General features: G+C 51.1%; 15 protein-coding genes. 5 read left to right on the top strand and 10 right to left on the bottom strand.

Features of this window, described 5'->3' with window-relative positions; genetic code table 11:
- Positions 1-72 precede the first annotated feature (72 nt).
- The 4 genes from BM334_RS10155 to BM334_RS10170 are packed head-to-tail and all read left to right on the top strand — an operon-like array spanning position 73 to position 2597.
- Complete coding sequence (locus BM334_RS10155) at positions 73-969, top strand: virulence factor BrkB family protein (RefSeq protein WP_092841387.1); 897 nt, start codon at positions 73-75, stop codon at positions 967-969.
- Entirely contained in the window at positions 966-1415 is a 450-nt protein-coding gene (gene dtd / locus BM334_RS10160) for a D-aminoacyl-tRNA deacylase (protein WP_092841389.1), read from the top strand. The genes BM334_RS10155 and dtd overlap by 4 nt, the downstream gene beginning before the upstream one ends.
- A gap of 2 nt (positions 1416-1417) precedes the next feature.
- The gene (locus BM334_RS10165; protein WP_092841391.1) at positions 1418-2335 is read left to right on the top strand and encodes a bifunctional GNAT family N-acetyltransferase/hotdog fold thioesterase; all 918 of its coding nucleotides are present in this window, start codon (positions 1418-1420) and stop codon (positions 2333-2335) included.
- 13 nt (positions 2336-2348) lie between these two features.
- Positions 2349-2597 (top strand): TraR/DksA family transcriptional regulator, encoded by a 249-nt coding sequence (locus tag BM334_RS10170; protein WP_198677348.1) that lies wholly within the window; start codon positions 2349-2351, stop codon positions 2595-2597.
- On the opposite strand, the gene hutH is transcribed toward BM334_RS10170, so the two are convergent.
- The 3 genes from hutH to hutC are packed head-to-tail and all read right to left on the bottom strand — an operon-like array spanning position 2594 to position 6561.
- Positions 2594-4135, bottom strand: a complete 1542-nt coding sequence (hutH, locus tag BM334_RS10175; RefSeq protein ID WP_092841395.1) for a histidine ammonia-lyase — start codon at positions 4133-4135, stop codon at positions 2594-2596. The two genes, BM334_RS10170 and hutH, sit on opposite strands and share 4 nt — an antisense overlap.
- Complete coding sequence (gene hutU / locus BM334_RS10180; RefSeq protein WP_092841397.1) at positions 4135-5811, bottom strand: urocanate hydratase; 1677 nt, start codon at positions 5809-5811, stop codon at positions 4135-4137. Before hutU ends, hutH begins: the two co-directional genes overlap by 1 nt.
- A gap of 48 nt (positions 5812-5859) precedes the next feature.
- Positions 5860-6561: a histidine utilization transcriptional repressor HutC gene (gene hutC / locus BM334_RS10185; RefSeq protein ID WP_092841399.1), complete on the bottom strand. Its 702-nt coding sequence runs from the start codon at positions 6559-6561 to the stop codon at positions 5860-5862.
- A gap of 82 nt (positions 6562-6643) precedes the next feature.
- Here hutC and hutI point away from each other — a divergent pair, with 82 nt between their 5' ends.
- Positions 6644-7852, top strand: a complete 1209-nt coding sequence (hutI, locus tag BM334_RS10190; protein WP_092841401.1) for an imidazolonepropionase — start codon at positions 6644-6646, stop codon at positions 7850-7852.
- On the opposite strand, the gene BM334_RS10195 is transcribed toward hutI, so the two are convergent.
- The 7 genes from BM334_RS10195 to priA form a co-directional block, all read right to left on the bottom strand.
- Positions 7834-8880: a formimidoylglutamase gene (locus tag BM334_RS10195; protein ID WP_092841403.1), complete on the bottom strand. Its 1047-nt coding sequence runs from the start codon at positions 8878-8880 to the stop codon at positions 7834-7836. The two genes, hutI and BM334_RS10195, sit on opposite strands and share 19 nt — an antisense overlap.
- A gap of 6 nt (positions 8881-8886) precedes the next feature.
- The gene (rraA, locus tag BM334_RS10200) at positions 8887-9372 is read right to left on the bottom strand and encodes a ribonuclease E activity regulator RraA (protein ID WP_092841405.1); all 486 of its coding nucleotides are present in this window, start codon (positions 9370-9372) and stop codon (positions 8887-8889) included.
- Positions 9373-9471: 99 nt separating this feature from the next.
- On the bottom strand, positions 9472-10812 hold the full coding sequence (gene hslU / locus BM334_RS10205) for an ATP-dependent protease ATPase subunit HslU (protein WP_092841407.1): 1341 nt from the start codon (positions 10810-10812) through the stop codon (positions 9472-9474).
- A complete protein-coding gene (gene hslV / locus BM334_RS10210; protein WP_092841409.1) occupies positions 10805-11341 on the bottom strand; it encodes an ATP-dependent protease subunit HslV in 537 nt (178 codons plus the stop codon). Before hslV ends, hslU begins: the two co-directional genes overlap by 8 nt.
- A 68-nt stretch (positions 11342-11409) precedes the next feature.
- Complete coding sequence (locus BM334_RS10215; protein WP_092841411.1) at positions 11410-11979, bottom strand: SPOR domain-containing protein; 570 nt, start codon at positions 11977-11979, stop codon at positions 11410-11412.
- A 2-nt stretch (positions 11980-11981) separates the two neighbouring features.
- A complete protein-coding gene (gene argS / locus BM334_RS10220) occupies positions 11982-13724 on the bottom strand; it encodes an arginine--tRNA ligase (protein ID WP_092841413.1) in 1743 nt (580 codons plus the stop codon).
- Positions 13725-13865: 141 nt separating this feature from the next.
- The gene (priA, locus tag BM334_RS10225; protein WP_092841415.1) at positions 13866-16040 is read right to left on the bottom strand and encodes a primosomal protein N'; all 2175 of its coding nucleotides are present in this window, start codon (positions 16038-16040) and stop codon (positions 13866-13868) included.
- Positions 16041-16095 lie beyond the last annotated feature (55 nt).

The raw sequence follows: 16095 nt of genomic DNA on the forward strand, positions 1-16095 counted from the left end.
TGGGTTTGGGATTATAGTGGTAACAAAATCAACGCTTGGCAGTAAACGAGACCATGCAACAGGGATAACTACATGAGCGATAACAACAGCGAAGCAACAGCGCTAGCCTTGTGGCAGGAACGCGGGCGCAAAGCATGGCGGTTCACCAAATACTTTGGCAAACGCTGTTTAGATGATCGTGTCACAATTGTGGCTGGGCATTTAACTTTCGTGAGTATGCTGGCATTGGTGCCATTGCTGGTGGTGATGTTTAGTGTGTTTTCGGCGTTCCCTATGTTCGAGCAGCTCAAAGAGGAGCTCGAGAAATTATTGTTCGCTAATCTATTGCCGACCTCTGGCGAAGAAATCAGCGAATACCTGAATCAGTTTGTTAGTAACGTTTCCAAAATGACCACCATTGGTGTGGTATTTGTGATTGTGGTGGCGGTTAACCTCATAAGCACCATTGACGCCACCATGAACCGCATTTGGCGTAATCACAAGCGCCGCCGTATGGTGGTTGCACTGGCCGTGTACTGGATGATATTAACCTTGGGCCCTATTTTGATGGGCTCTGGTATGGCGGTCACCTCGTATTTAATTTCGTTAACTGCAGCGGCCGAAGAATATGTGTCTGGCGTACGCACAACGCTATTAAGCATTGTGCCGTTGGTGACCTCATTAGTGGCCTTTATGCTGCTGTATATTATGATGCCAAACCGTATAGTACGGGCCAAACACGCTGTATGGGGCGCGTTGCTGGCTGCGGTTTTATTTGAACTTAGCAAAAGTGGTTTTGCCGCCTACATAACAGCGTTCCCTAGTTATCAAGCCATTTATGGCGCTTTGGCAGCGATACCTATTTTGCTACTGTGGATTTTTGTGTCGTGGAACATTGTGCTACTAGGTGCCGAGCTTACCGCTAGTATTGAAGAGTTTTTCGACCCGCCAGCAAGTCCTGACGCAACGGAGGCCAATGACCAATCATGAAAGCTCTTATTCAACGGGTTAGCCAAGCTTCGGTCTCCATTGATGGCCAACAAGTTGGGGCCATTGGCCGGGGGTTATTGGTGTTGTTGGGTATAGAGCGTGACGATACCGCACAAGACGTGACCAAGTTGGCGCACAAAGTGGCCGGTTATCGCGTGTTTTCAGACAGCGATGACAAAATGAATTTAAGTGTGCAAGATATTCAGGGTGGGGTTTTGGTGGTGTCGCAGTTTACCCTTGCGGCCGATACCAATTCGGGCCGACGCCCTAGCTTTTCAAGCGCGGCAATGCCCGACCAAGCCGAACCACTTTACCGCAGCTTTGTTGCGGCACTGCAGCAATTGGGGTTAACCACCGCCACCGGCGAGTTTGGCGCAGATATGGCGGTGTCATTGGTCAATGACGGGCCGGTGACCTTTATGCTGCAAACCAACAATAAAGGATAACCATGTACCGTGTGATAGCACCGGAAACTCCGGATCAATTTGAAACCTACTATGACCTGCGTTGGCGTGTATTACGTGAGCCGTTTCAGCGTCCACGAGGCTCAGAACAGGATGAATATGACCAAGTTGGCTATCATCGTATGGTGGTAAACAGCGCCGGCAAGGCTGTTGCAGTAGGTCGTTTACATTTTAATAGCCCAGACGAAGGGCAAATTCGGTTTATGGCTTCCGCACCAGAGCATCGCGGTGAAGGCCACGGCGTGGCCATTGTCTATGCACTCGAACAATTGGCGCGTGCTGAAGGTGCGAAGCATATTGTGATTAATTCGCGTGATAACACCCTTGGCTTTTACATTAAGTGTGGCTACGACGTGGTGGAAGAAGCCGACACGGTGAAAAATCCACAAGCCGAACATCAATTGCGGAAAACTTTAACCGAATTTAACCGTATTATTTATCGCCCCGATTGGTGCACCGAGTTGCAAAAAACTTGGCACGAAGAAATACCCATTTCTGACACCATGGGCATTCGTATTACCCAGTACACTGGGCGCGAATTTGAAACCTCGGCCACCTTGTCACGTAATATTAATGTGCATGGCACTATGTTTGCCGGCAGTATTTATTCACTGGCAACCTTGACGTGTTGGGGGTTGTTGCATTTACAATTGCGCGAGCGACAGCTGCAGGGTGCGGTGGTATTGGCTGATGGTCAAATTCATTACCACAAACCAATTAGCCGTGAACCGCGTGCGTTAGCGCGTTTGTCCGCTATGACGGGTGACTTATCCAGTTTAGAAGTTGGCAAAAACGCACGCATGACACTAAAGTCGCAAGTATTTGATGGTGATAAACCGGTTGCAGAATTTACCGGCCAGTTTGTTGTTATTGCCGATAAAAAAGACGAAAAATCTAAATAAGAAGGACGTTAACATGAGTGATTCGTTATCCGCCCAGCAGTTGTTACGTATTCGCAGTAAATTAGAAACCGTGGTTAATGACCAAGCCGGTTCGCGCCAAGCCGACAGCGCGGCTGCGGCTTTACAACGTATGCGCAGCGGTGAATATGGCTACTGTGTTGAGTGTGGTGAAGAAATTTCCGCAGCTCGCTTAGCAGCCAAACCAGATGTGGCTCTGTGTGTTGACTGCCAAGCATTAAAAGACGAAGAAGAGGACGCTTAAGCGTCCTCAAGTATTGCCCCTTCTTGCACTAAAGCGTGCAACTGCCCCTGCTCAATTAATGTCGCAACAGCGGCGATATCCGGCGAAAAATACCGATCTTGGTCATAAAAGCTAACTTTTTCACGAACAATCGCATGCGCTTGTTCAACCGCTTGTGACGCTTTTAACGGACGACGGAAATCTAAACCTTGCGCGGCTTCAAGCAACTCAATGGCGACAATGTCGCGCACATTGCGGGCAATATCGGTTAACCGGCGTGCCGCAAATGTAGCCATGGACACATGGTCTTCTTGGTTGGCCGAGGTTGGCAAGCTATCCACCGAGGCTGGGTGGGCCAAGGTTTTATTCTCTGAAGCGAGCGCTGCAGCGGTCACTTGCGCCAGCATAAAGCCTGAATTTACCCCGCCGTCGTTCACCAAAAACGGTGGTAAATTACTTAAATGATGATCAATCAGCAAGGCACTGCGGCGCTCTGACAATGCGCCAATTTCACTGGCGGCAATGGCGAGAATATCGGCCGCCATAGCCACTGGCTCGGCGTGGAAGTTACCGCCAGAAATAATGTCGCCGTTGTCGCTAAACACCAGCGGATTGTCGGTAACGCCGTTTGCTTCACGCACCAAAATTTGGCTGGCGTGCTGCACTTGATCAAATACCGCGCCCATAACTTGCGGCTGACAGCGCAGCGAGTATGGGTCTTGCACTTTTTCGCAATCAGCGTGGTTTTCGGCAATTTCAGAAGTGTCGGTTAATAAATGACGGAAACTTTCTGCTACTTTAATTTGGCCAGGTTGACCGCGTACCGCATGAATACGTGCGTCAAATGGTGACCGAGAACCCATCGCTGCTTCAACAGCCATAGCCCCAGTAACTAACGCCGCATTAAATACCCGTTCAATTTGGAACAAGCCATGTAAGGCTAGCGCTGTTGACGCTTGGGTGCCGTTTAATAACGCCAAGCCTTCTTTGGGTGCTAAATTGCTAAGCGGTTTTAAACCAGCTTTGGCCATTCCTTCGACGGCCGGATAAATTTCACCATTTACTCGCACTTGGCCTTCGCCAAGTAGCGGCAACACCAAATGAGCTAACGGTGCTAAGTCGCCCGACGCGCCCACTGAGCCCTTGCTTGGCACGCATGGGTACACTTGGTTGTTGAGTAGGTCAATTAACGCGTCAATAACCTCACGGCGCACCCCAGAGAAGCCACGGCTTAGCGAATTAATTTTCAGCAGTAGCATTAGGCGCACAACAGTGTCGTCCATAAGGTCTTGTGTGCCAGCAGCATGTGACAACACAATGCGGCGCTGCAAGTCTTCTAATTTTTCAGGTGGAATGCGGGTGTTCGCCAACAAGCCAAATCCCGTATTGATGCCGTACACCACTTTGCCCGCGGCTAATACGTTAGCGACGGTTTTGTGTGAACCCGCAATCAGTGCATCGGCGTCGTTATGCAGGCTAAGCTGCTGTGGCTGCGCCCACCATTGGCGCAGCTGGGTCAAACTTAAAGTACCGGGTTGTAGTTCAAATTGTGTCTGCATTAGTTGTTCTCCAACATCGGTAAGTCTAAGCCTTGTTCGCTTGCGCAGTCGCGCGCAATGTCATAGCCAGCGTCTGCGTGGCGCATAACCCCAGTACCAGGGTCATTCCAAAGCACACGGCTTAAGCGTTGGTCTGCAGCTTCAGTGCCGTCGGCAACAATAACCACACCCGAGTGCTGTGAGTAACCCATGCCAACACCACCACCGTGATGCAGACTAACCCATGTGGCGCCGCCAGCGGTATTCAATAACGCGTTGAGCAATGGCCAATCGGACACAGCGTCTGAGCCGTCCATCATGCTTTCGGTTTCGCGGTTTGGGCTTGCCACTGAGCCCGAGTCAAGATGATCACGGCCAATGACGATAGGCGCTTTTAGTTCACCGTTTTTGACCATATCATTAAACGCACGGGCAATACGCGCACGGTCTTTCAAACCTATCCAACAAATGCGCGCTGGTAAGCCTTGAAAGCTAATGCGCTCACGGGCCATGTCTAGCCAGTTGTGCAAGTGTGGGTCATCTGGAATAAGCTCTTTCACTTTGGCGTCGGTTTTATATATATCTTCTGGGTCACCTGACAGCGCCACCCAGCGGAATGGCCCGATACCTTGGCAAAATAGCGGGCGAATATATGCCGGCACAAACCCAGGGAAATCAAAGGCGTTGGTTACGCCAACGTCTTTCGCCATTTGCCGAATGTTGTTGCCATAATCAAGCGTTGCCGCGCCACGCTCCTGCAACGTAAGCATCGCGCGCACTTGCACCGCCATCGACTGCTTGGCTGCGGCAACCGTACCGTTGGCGTCGCTTTGCTGACGCTGTTTGTATTCTTCCAGTGTCCAGCCTTGCGGCAAATAGCCGTGCAAAGGGTCGTGCGCTGAAGTTTGGTCAGTGACCACATCGGGGGTGATATTGCGTGCAACTAACTCGGCATAAACATCCGCAGCGTTACCCAGCAAACCAACGGACACGGCTTGGCCTTGTGCGCAGGCTTCGTTAATAATCGCCAATGCTTCGTCCAGCGAAGTTGCTTTATGATCTAAGTAGCGTGTACGTAGGCGGAAATCGATACGGGTTTCATCACATTCCACCGCCAACATGCTATAGCCAGCCATGGTTGCCGCTAACGGCTGCGCGCCGCCCATACCGCCCAAGCCACCGGTTAATACCCAACGGCCTTTGGTGTCGCCATTAAAATGCTGACGAGCAACTGACACAAAGGTTTCGTAGGTGCCTTGCACAATGCCTTGCGAACCAATGTAAATCCATGAACCTGCAGTCATTTGGCCGTACATCATGAGGCCCTTTTTATCGAGCTCGTTGAAGTGTTCCCAGGTTGCCCATTGCGGCACTAAGTTTGAGTTGGCAATAAGCACGCGTGGTGCGTCTTCGTGGGTCGGGAATACACCGACAGGTTTGCCAGACTGTACCAACAAGGTTTCCGTTGGCTTTAAACGTTCAAGTACTTCAACAATTTTATCAAAGGCTTCCCAACTGCGGGCTGCACGGCCAATACCGCCATAAACCACTAGTGCTTGTGGGTGCTCAGCCACCTCGTCATCAAGGTTGTTCATAAGCATGCGTTTGGCTGCTTCAATCTGCCAGTTGGCGGTGGTGAGCTTGGTGCCATGATCGGCACGAATTTTTCGGGTTTCGTCTAGTCGTGTAAAAGACATTACTGCGTCCTTTTTAGTTAAATATATGCGTCAAACAATCGGTCAAATTTACGGTTTAAACGTGAGGTGACCACCTAATACAAAGCGCGAACCTGGGTGCGTCAACACCGCATAAGTCACCACACCGGCGTCACTCCACGTGCGGCGGATAATGCGCAAACATGGCTCTGGTTTAGTTAATTCAAGCCACTCACACACTTGGGCCGACGGTGTTACCGCTTCTATTTGATGGCTCGCTTCGGTGAGTGGCGCTACCGCACTGAGGTATTCGTGCGGCGTGATATAGGTGAAGTCTTGGCGTAAATAGTCGGCCGCAACCTTAGGGTTAACATAACGTTCTTCAACTTGCACAGGTAAGCCATTTTCGCTGTGCGCAATCACTGAATAAAATACCGGTGCGCCAGGTTCTAGCCCAAGCTGTTCGGCAACTTGCAAACCCGCCGGCACTTGCTTGAGCGTGTGCACATGCGCTTCATAATCATGGTTGCGTGCACGAATTTCATCGGCAATATTACGAATAGCCATGAACGAGGTTTGCGACTTCAGCGGTGCAACATAAGTGCCTGAGCCCTTGCTACGAATCACGAGGCCTTCATCGGCGAGTTCTTGCAGAGCGCGGCGAGCGGTCATGCGGCTCACGCCAAATTGGCTAGCTAGCGCGTTTTCCGAACTCACGGGGTGGTTTTCCGGCCACTCGCCCGAGGCAATCTTGCTATAAATGTGTTGCTTAATTTTAGAAAATTTCACCAATACCCTCGCTGCAGCACTTCAAAGAGTGTGCTAAAGTGTAGGCAGATTTAATTGTATATACAAGTTATCACAGAGGCTTTTTATGGCATTAATTCCACAACGCATTCACTCAGTACGCTTAGCAACCATGGTTGGCGAGGGTTACGGTCTTATTGACGATGGCGTTGTGGTATTTGACGCTGAGCAGATTATTTATGCCGGTGCTGCTGCTGATGAGCCAAGTCATTTGCGCTCCATAGCAAGTATGGATGGCAAGGGCGGCTTGGTTACCCCTGGGTTGATTGACTGCCACACGCATTTAGTTTGGGCGGGTTCGCGCGCCGATGAATTCGCCAAGCGCCTACATGGCGTGAGTTACGCCGATATTGCTGCCCAAGGTGGCGGTATTGCCGCAACTGTGCGCGCGACACGTGCGGCCAGCGAAAAACAACTGATTGCCGCCACCTTGCCACGCCTGCAGGCGTTGCTACGCGAAGGGGTGACCACGGTTGAGATAAAGTCAGGTTACGGCTTAAGCCTTGAACACGAACGCAAACAGCTACGTGCAGCACGCACTCTGGCGGCCCAATTACCCGTTTCGGTGCGCACTACACTGTTGGCGGCCCATGCCGTACCGCCTGAGTTCAAAGACAATGCAGATGGCTACATTGATACCGTAGTTGAGCAAATTATTCCGCAACTGGCCAACGAAGGCTTAGCCGATGCGGTCGATGCATTTTGTGAGTCTGTCGGTTTTAGCACGGCGCAAACCGAACGGGTATTTCAGGTCGCTCAGCAGGCTGGCTTGCCGGTTAAACTGCATGCCGAACAACTGAGTAACCAACATGGCAGTGCCTTAGCGGCGCGCTACCAAGCATTAAGCTGTGATCATTTAGAGTACTTAGACGAGGCCGGTGTACAGGCTATGGCGGCCGCTGGCACCGTTGCCGTATTGTTGCCTGGTGCGTTTTATTTTCTGCGTGAAACCAAGCAACCACCGGTGGATTTGTTGCGTGAGCACGGCGTACCTATTGCTGTTTCAACAGATGCGAACCCAGGTACCTCACCCATTTTGAGCCTGCAATTAATGCTGCAAATGGCTGCGACAATGTTTCGGTTAACGCCGGAAGAATGCCTGCGTGGGGTTACGGTTAACGCCGCAAAAGCGCTTGGCTTAACCGACCGTGGCCAGTTAAAACCGGGTTTACGTGCGGATATTTGCTTGTGGAATATTGACGACCCGGCTAGCTTAACTTACCAATTTGGCACCAACCCGCTAGTGGCATGTTGGTATCAAGGTGAACGGCGTTGAAAGCCGTGCAGGTAAGCAAGCACTAACTCACCTAGCAATTGCGCGCAGGCCATGTCACCGGCTTCGCGCCCTGCTGGGTGCAAACTTGGCGCTGCTTCCGCTAAATGCACATAGCGCGTTCGCGGTAGGCTGGCTAAGCATTCGACAAAGCTATAGCCCTGAGCGATAGACAGGCCGTTAAAGTTAATCGCACTGGCCGGCACCCCTTGTAAGGCATCCACATCCACCTCAATGCCCAACGGCACATGCCACGCTTCAGCTTGCGCTGCTGTTGCCTGTAATTCGGCGCGCCAGTCGCTTACATACAACTCGTGCACACTGCGATAGGTAAACTCAGCGTCGCTCAACTGCTTCAAGCTATCGGCGTTGTTTTTGCCTTCATGCAGGCCAACCACGTGATAATGCTTTAAGGCGTCTTCCATGTACGCGTAACTAAAACCATTGCCGCTATGACGGCCTTCGCGCGCCCGAAAATCGGCGTGGGGGTCTAAATTAACGGCGCCCACGGCGGTACCGCTGGCTTGTTTTAGCGCACGAATTAGCGGGTAGGCATTATTGTGACCACCGCCAATAAGAATCACGTCAAAGCCACACTCAAACAGCGGCTGCACCACTTGCTGCACACGCTGATCAAGGCGTTCAACGAGTTCACGCAAATGCGCTAACTCACCAATATCGGTATTGCGTAAGGCATCGCCTTGTTGCTGTAAGTCAGTGACGTCAACTTGGCCAACAAGTAATAGCTCGTGATCGGCAATCATGGGGTTTGACTGCAACGACAACAGCCCTTTGAGTGCTGCACCAAATGCGTGCTCAGCGCCACCACGCCCTAAGTTTGCGCGCGGCCCAATCGACTCGGGCACACCCACAATGGCAATGCGTTGGCCTTGTTGCCAAGACTGTTCAATAGCGTGATGGTAATCGACAATGTCGTGTAACTGAGGCAAGCAAGCAAGCGTTTGCCCGAGACGAATTTCACCAGGGCGCGGAGTAAACCACGCACTAGGATCAATAGCCGTTAAAAACATGATTAGTTATTCAATGTCTAGCGGTTCTGGAGAAATGATAATACCGGTGCTGTCTGCGTATAAATGGTCTTCCGGCAAGAAAGTCACGCCACCAAAGTTCACCGCAGCATCCACTTCGCCCACGCTTTCGTTGCCAGCGCCAACAGGAATAGAGGCCAGCGCCATAATGCCCATATCAAGTTCATCAAGGGCATCGACATCACGCACGGCACCGAAGCAGACGATACCTTCCCAGTCGTTTTCAAACGCTAAGTCGGCAATCGCAATATCAATCAACGCGCGGCGGGTTGAGCCACCACCGTCAATGAGCAACACTTTACCGGTACCCGGCTGTTGCACCACTTCTTCAATAATGCCTTTGTCTTCGAAGCACTTCACGGTGACCAACTGGCCGCCAAACGAAACCCGACCGCCATAGTGAATGAACATGGGTTCAACCACATCGACCATATCTGGGTATAAATCGCAAAGCTCTGACGTGTTGTATTCCATTGCCGTACTCCAGTTGCTGTGACAAAACGGTGGCTTAACAGGTTGAATGTTAAGCCACTTGCGTGTTTAGCCTGTAGTGTAAAGCAAAAGTATAGCTGATTACAGAATAAAGCGAGAGAGGTCTTCGTCTTGGGCTAGCTCGCCTAGGTACTTATCAACGTAAGCCGCATCAATTTCGATGGTTTCGCCTTGTAAGTCACTTGCCTTAAACGAGATTTCTTCCATTAGCCGCTCAAGCACGGTGTGCAAACGACGCGCACCAATGTTTTCGGTGGTTTCATTCACCTGAAACGCGGTTTCTGCAATTCGGCGAATACCGTCTTGGGTGAACTCAACGTTAACCCCCTCGGTGGCCATAAGCGCCTTGTACTGCGTGGTTAACGAGGCATTAGGCTCGGTTAGAATACGAATAAAGTCGGCACTGGTTAACGCCTGTAGCTCGACGCGAATTGGCAAGCGGCCTTGCAACTCAGGGATCAAATCAGACGGCTTGGACATTTGGAATGCGCCTGAAGCAATAAACAAAATATGGTCAGTTTTCACCATACCGTGTTTGGTCGACACTGTGGTGCCTTCAACTAACGGCAACAGATCGCGCTGCACGCCTTCGCGCGAAACATCTGGGCCAGATACGTCACCACGCTTACAAATCTTGTCCACTTCGTCTAAGAACACAATGCCGTTTTGCTCAACCGCGGTAAGCGCTTGCTCTTTAATTTCTTCCGGGTTCAGCATTTTTGCCGCTTCTTCTTCAATCAATTGCTTTAACGCATCTTTGATTTTCATTTTCTTCGGCTTTGACTTCCCGCTGCCAAGGTTCTGAAACATACTTTGCAACTGCGAAGTCATTTCTTCCATGCCCGGCGGTGCCATAATCTCAACGCCCATTTGTGGCGCGCTAATTTCAATTTCTATTTCTTTGTCATCTAACTGCCCTTCGCGCAATTTCTTGCGGAATACTTGGCGTGTGTTGGATTGCTCACGCGGCTCTTCCTGCTCGTCAGCCCAGCCGCTGGTTTTCTTGGCCGGCGGCAATAAGGCATCAAGCACGCGTTCTTCCGCGGCGTCTTCGGCGCGGTGACGCACTTTTTGCATCATTTGCTCACGTGTTTGCTTCACGGCCGTGTCAGTAAGATCACGTATAATCGACTCAATTTCCTTACCAACATAGCCAACTTCGGTGAACTTCGTGGCTTCTACTTTAATAAACGGTGCGTTTGCAAGCTTTGCTAAACGTCGAGCTATTTCAGTTTTACCGACACCCGTTGGCCCTATCATGAGGATATTTTTCGGAGTCACTTCCTGACGCAGCTCGTCGTTTAGCTGCATGCGGCGCCAACGGTTGCGCAAAGCCACCGCGACTGCCTTTTTGGCATTATCTTGACCAACAATGTGTCGGTTTAATTCATCAACAATTTCACGTGGGGTCATATCAGACATTGCTTACCGACTCCTGTTCTTCAATGGTTTGGAAACTGTTGGTATAGACACAAATGTCGCCTGCAATAGTCAGGGCTTTCTCAACAATCTCACGTGCGCTTAATTCAGTATTTTCTAGCATAGCGGTGGCGGCAGCTTGGGCATACGGCCCACCTGAGCCGATGGCAATCAGGTCATTTTCAGGCTGTACCACGTCACCGTTGCCGGTAATAATTAATGAGGTATGTTTGTCGGCAACTGCCAACAGGGCTTCTAGGCGGCGCAGCGCACGGTCTGTACGCCAGTCTTTGGCCAGCTCTACAGCGGCACGCATCAGGTTGCCTTGATGGGCTTCTAGCTTCTTTTCAAAGCGTTCGAATAGGGTGAAGGCGTCGGCAGTACCGCCGGCGAAACCTGCCAGCACTTGGTTATTGTATAAACGGCGCACTTTGCGTGCGTTGCCCTTCATCACGGTGTTGCCAAGTGAAACCTGGCCATCGCCACCGATGACAACTTTGTCACCGCGACGGACTGATACGATAGTAGTCACAAATACGTCCTCTTGGTTGCTATGCTCCAGTTATGAGGTCGTATTTGTGATTTTCAATAGGTGAGTGATTAATTCCAGTTCCAGATTTGGCAACCGTGTAAGTTTCCGCGCTCTAATTTATGGCGATCGCGCTCGGCATCACGTTTCGATTCGTATGGGCCCAGAATAACTCGGTGCCAAACGCCGTTACCACCGTCGGTGGTACGAATTTGTGACTCAAGCCCCATCATGGCAATCATGGCGCGCATTTCTTCCGCGTCACTCTTGTTACGAAACGAGCCGCATTGCATCAGCTTCGGTGGCCCCAACTCACGTTCAGGTACGTCCACCACAACTTCCTGGTTTTCCAGTACTTCAATGTAGTCCCAAGGTTCTTCAGGTTGCTCTGGAAGTGGGTCTTTTTGCGGCTGCGCCGTCGGTTGCTGCTGCGCTGGCGGCACATCAACCGACTGCGGCGTAGGCTGTTGCGAACGCCCAGAAATAGCGCTTAATAACCACGCAAACCCGCCCACCAAAATAACGGCCAACAACACCACTAACCAAGGTACAGCCGGTTTGGTTGACTGCTGGCTTTTGCCGCGTGTCGACTTCTTCGGCGGCGTACGCTTTGGCGGCCGCTTACGGTTTGCGTAGTCCATGCTTACATCTTCTCAAGCGTTGGAATACCAAGCAACTCTAAGCCTTGGCGTAAGGTTTTTGCCGTTAAAGCGGCAAGTTTCAAGCGACTTTGACGTACGTCTTGATCGTCGCCCTGCAAAATTGGGCAGGCTTCGTAGAAGCTGGAAAATGCACCGGCGACGTCATACAAGTAACCGCATAAGAAATGCGGCATGGCTTTGTCGGCAACCGTATGTACTACTTCATTGAAGCGCACCAGAACATTGGCTAATGCAATTTCACGCTCGTCATTCAAAATAAATGGTGCGGTAATACTGCTTGGGTCAACGCCAGCTTTGCCAAATACACTGTTTACGCGAGTGTAGGCATAGAGCAAGTATGGCGCGGTGTTACCCTCAAAACTGAGCATGGTGTCCCAGTCAAAAATATAATCACTGGTGCGGTTTTTCGACAAGTCAGCATATTTAACCGAGCTAATACCGACTACTTTGGCCACATGTGCTTGCTCATCGGCACTCAACTGGGTGTTCTTTTGCTGTACCAGTTCAAGTGCGCGTTTTTCAGCTTCATCTAACAGGTCTGCCAATTTGGTGACGCCACCGTCGCGGCTCTTGTACGGACGACCGTCTTTGCCCATGACCGTACCAAAGCCGTAATGGTCCATTTGTAGGTCTTCACGCGCAAAACCCGCTTTGCGTGCCAGGGTGAAAATTTGCTGAAAGTGCAAACCCTGACGCTGATCGACAAAATACATTAAATGGTCGCCTTTGAGCACATTCTGACGATAACGCACCGCAGCCAAGTCGGTGGTGGCATACAAGTAGCCACCGCCTGATTTTTGTACGATAACCGGCAATGACTCACCGTCTTTGTTCTTAAACTCATCTAAGAACACGCACTGCGCGCCTTGGTCTTCCACCAGTAAGCCTTGTGCTTTTAAGTCGGCCACAACCTGCGCAAGGTCATCGTTATAAGCGCTCTCTGCCATCACGTCTGCGCGGGTTAGTTTCACCCCTAAACGGTCATACACTTCTTGGCAGTGGCTTAGTGACACATCAATAAACTGTTGCCATAGCGCCCGGCATTTCGGCTCGCCAGACTGCAGCGCGACCACTAACTCGCGTGCGCGCGCAGCAAACGCTTCGCTTTCGTCAAAACGTTTCTTCGCGGCCTTATAAAAGGTTTCTAGGTTGCTTAGCTCCATGTCTAAATCGGCGTTATCAAGCTCTTCCATGTGCGCCAGCAACATACCAAATTGTGTACCCCAGTCACCCACGTGGTTTTGCCGCACCACCTTGTGGCCGAGCAACTCTTCAACGCGTGCTACCGCATCACCAATAATAGCCGAACGCAAATGACCAACGTGCATTTCTTTGGCTAAGTTAGGCGAGGAATAATCAATGACGACAGTTTTCGCCTGCGCCGCAGCCTGAATACCTGCGTGCGCGTCTTGGTAGGCGTGCTCAAGCTGATCAATCAGCTGCTGCTGGCTAATGGTGAAGTTAATAAAACCAGGCCCAGCGATTTCAGTTTTCGCCACTAAATTATTTTCTGGCAAGGCCGCAATAATTGCTTCAGCCAACGCACGTGGGTTCATTTTCGCAGGTTTAGCCAACATCAGCGCTAAGTTGGTGGCGAAATCCCCATGACTTTTGTCGCGCGGGCGGTCAAGCTGAATGCGTGGTTGTACGTCAGCTGTGAGGGTAGCTTGTTGTTGCAGGGTAGCAACGGCCGCGGCAAGAAGGGATTCCAACTGTTCTTTCATTTAATTTAAACCTTAATGCGATATTAGATATTGGATATTAGATATTGGATATTAGACAAAGCCCAAAACATCAGATCTAATATCCAATATCTAATAGCTACTAGCGTTTTTGCTGTTCAGCATTTTATATGTTTTTGCGGGTTAACAGAAGTCTTGTGGGTCAATGTCTAGCGACCACCGCACTTTTCTTAAAATTGGCAACGACTCAAGCTGCGGCAATACATAGCGCAACAGCTGCGCCCGCAGCCCACGCTGCTGGGTTTGTACTAATAATTGGTAGCGATAGCGGCCGGCGCGGCGTTCCATAACCGCAGGCAACGGGCCGAGCACAAAGGCGTCATCGCGCGGCGGAAATAAATTAGCAATGGCTTGCAACGCTTCAATAACAGTCGCAGCGTTATTGGCTTCGGCCCGAAATAGGGCTTGCTGACTAAACGGTGGTAATTGTGTCAGGTGGCGTTCTTGCAGCGCACTTTTGGCAAAGTGACTGTAGCCATTATTGACTAAGTCTTGCACCAGCTCGTGTTCGGGGTGGTGAGTTTGCAACACCACGGTACCCGGCTTACTGGCTCGGCCTGCGCGCCCGGCAACTTGGGTAAACAACTGCCCTAGGCGCTCGGCGGCACGAAAATCTGCGCTATACAATGCACCATCAACATCAAGCAACGCAGCTAGCGTTACTTCGGGAAAATGATGGCCCTTGGCGAGCATTTGCGTGCCAACTAGAATTGGATATTTGTTATCACGGGCATCGTCTAAATGCTGACTTAAAGCCCCTTTACGGCGCGTGCTGTCGCGATCAATTCGCAACACCGGATACTCAGGAAATTGCTGCTGTAATACCTGCTCAAGTTGTTCGGTGCCCACACCACGGCCTATCAGCTGCGTCGAGCCACAGTCGTGGCACTGGCGCGGCAAAGTTTGCTGACTACCGCAATGATGGCACTGCAATTGTCGCTGACCCTGGTGCACGGTGTAATAAGCATCACAACGGCGACACTGGGCAAGCCAACCGCATTCATGACACATCAGCGCCGGCGCGTAACCACGACGATTCAAAAACAACAGTACTTGTTGGCCAGCTTTTAGATGCTCGCCCATGAGGTCAAGCAAGGGCTTGGACAAGCCGGCTTTTAGTTGGGTATTTTTTATATCAAGCAAGACATGGCGGGCCGGTTTAGCAGCGCCTGCACGCATGGTTAAGGTTAAATGTGCATAGCGTTTTTGCAGCGCATTATTAAGTGTTTCTAACGAGGGTGTCGCAGAGCCCAAAATAACCGGCACCTTCTCTTCATGGCCACGCATTACCGCTAGGTCACGGGCATGGTAGCGAAAGCCTTCTTGTTGCTTCAGTGAGCTGTCATGCTCTTCGTCCACAATAATCATGCCCAGCGCTTTGCACGGCGTAAAAATAGCCGAACGGGTACCAATAATTATTGCCGCGCTACCGGCACGAGCATCAAGCCAGGCATCGAGCCGCTCGCGGTCAGTCAAGGCTGAGTGCAACATCACCACAGGCACATCAAAGCGCTGCTTAAAGCGGCGTACGGTTTGTGGTGTTAAGCCAATTTCTGGCACCAGCACCAGCACCTGCTGGCCACGCCGCAACACGTCGGCCATGGCCTGCAAATAAACTTCCGTTTTGCCACTGCCAGTAATCCCTTCGAGCAAGTAAGTCTGGGCTTTTTTGGCGGCACCAATAGCCGCCACGGCCAGTGCCTGCTCAGGGTTCAGTTGCAATGGCTCGGCCGCAATTTTTAATTGCCAACTTTGCACTGCCGCTGGTATATGCTCTACCGCTTCAACCCAGCCTTTGTCTTGCAAAGCATTGAGCGCCGATGGTGAGAACTCTTGCGTACGAATATCACGACTTAGCAACGCTTCTTTTTGCAATGCCGCCAATAAACGTTGTTGCTGGGGTGCACGTTTTAATGGCTCGAGCGCTTCGGCCTTACCTGCTGCCGTTACCTGATACCGCGTGGTTGCTTGGTAGCTCGCCCGCTCGCCTTGGCGCAGCAGCACCGGTAGCGCATTTTGAATCACATCACCCAAAGCATGGTGATAATACCCTGCCGCCCAATTCAATAACCGCCACACCGGCGGTGACCATAACGATTCTTGATCAAGTACTTCAACGATCGGTTTACGCACATAGCTGTCATCGGGTTGTGTACTTTCACCCAAACAAACACCGACGAGTTGGCGATTCCCAAATGGCACACGCACGCGCGCGCCCACAACTGGAAGTGTGGGGCTGTCATAATCGAATAGGCGCGGCAGGGGAACGGGCAGCGCAATTTGAATTACATGCGTCATACCCGAAAGTGTACCGCGAAAAGCGAAGAGCGTTAATCGTTATTCGTTATTCGAT

The sequence above is a fragment of the Pseudidiomarina donghaiensis genome, assembly GCF_900116895.1.
Lineage (GTDB): Bacteria > Pseudomonadota > Gammaproteobacteria > Enterobacterales > Alteromonadaceae > Pseudidiomarina > Pseudidiomarina donghaiensis.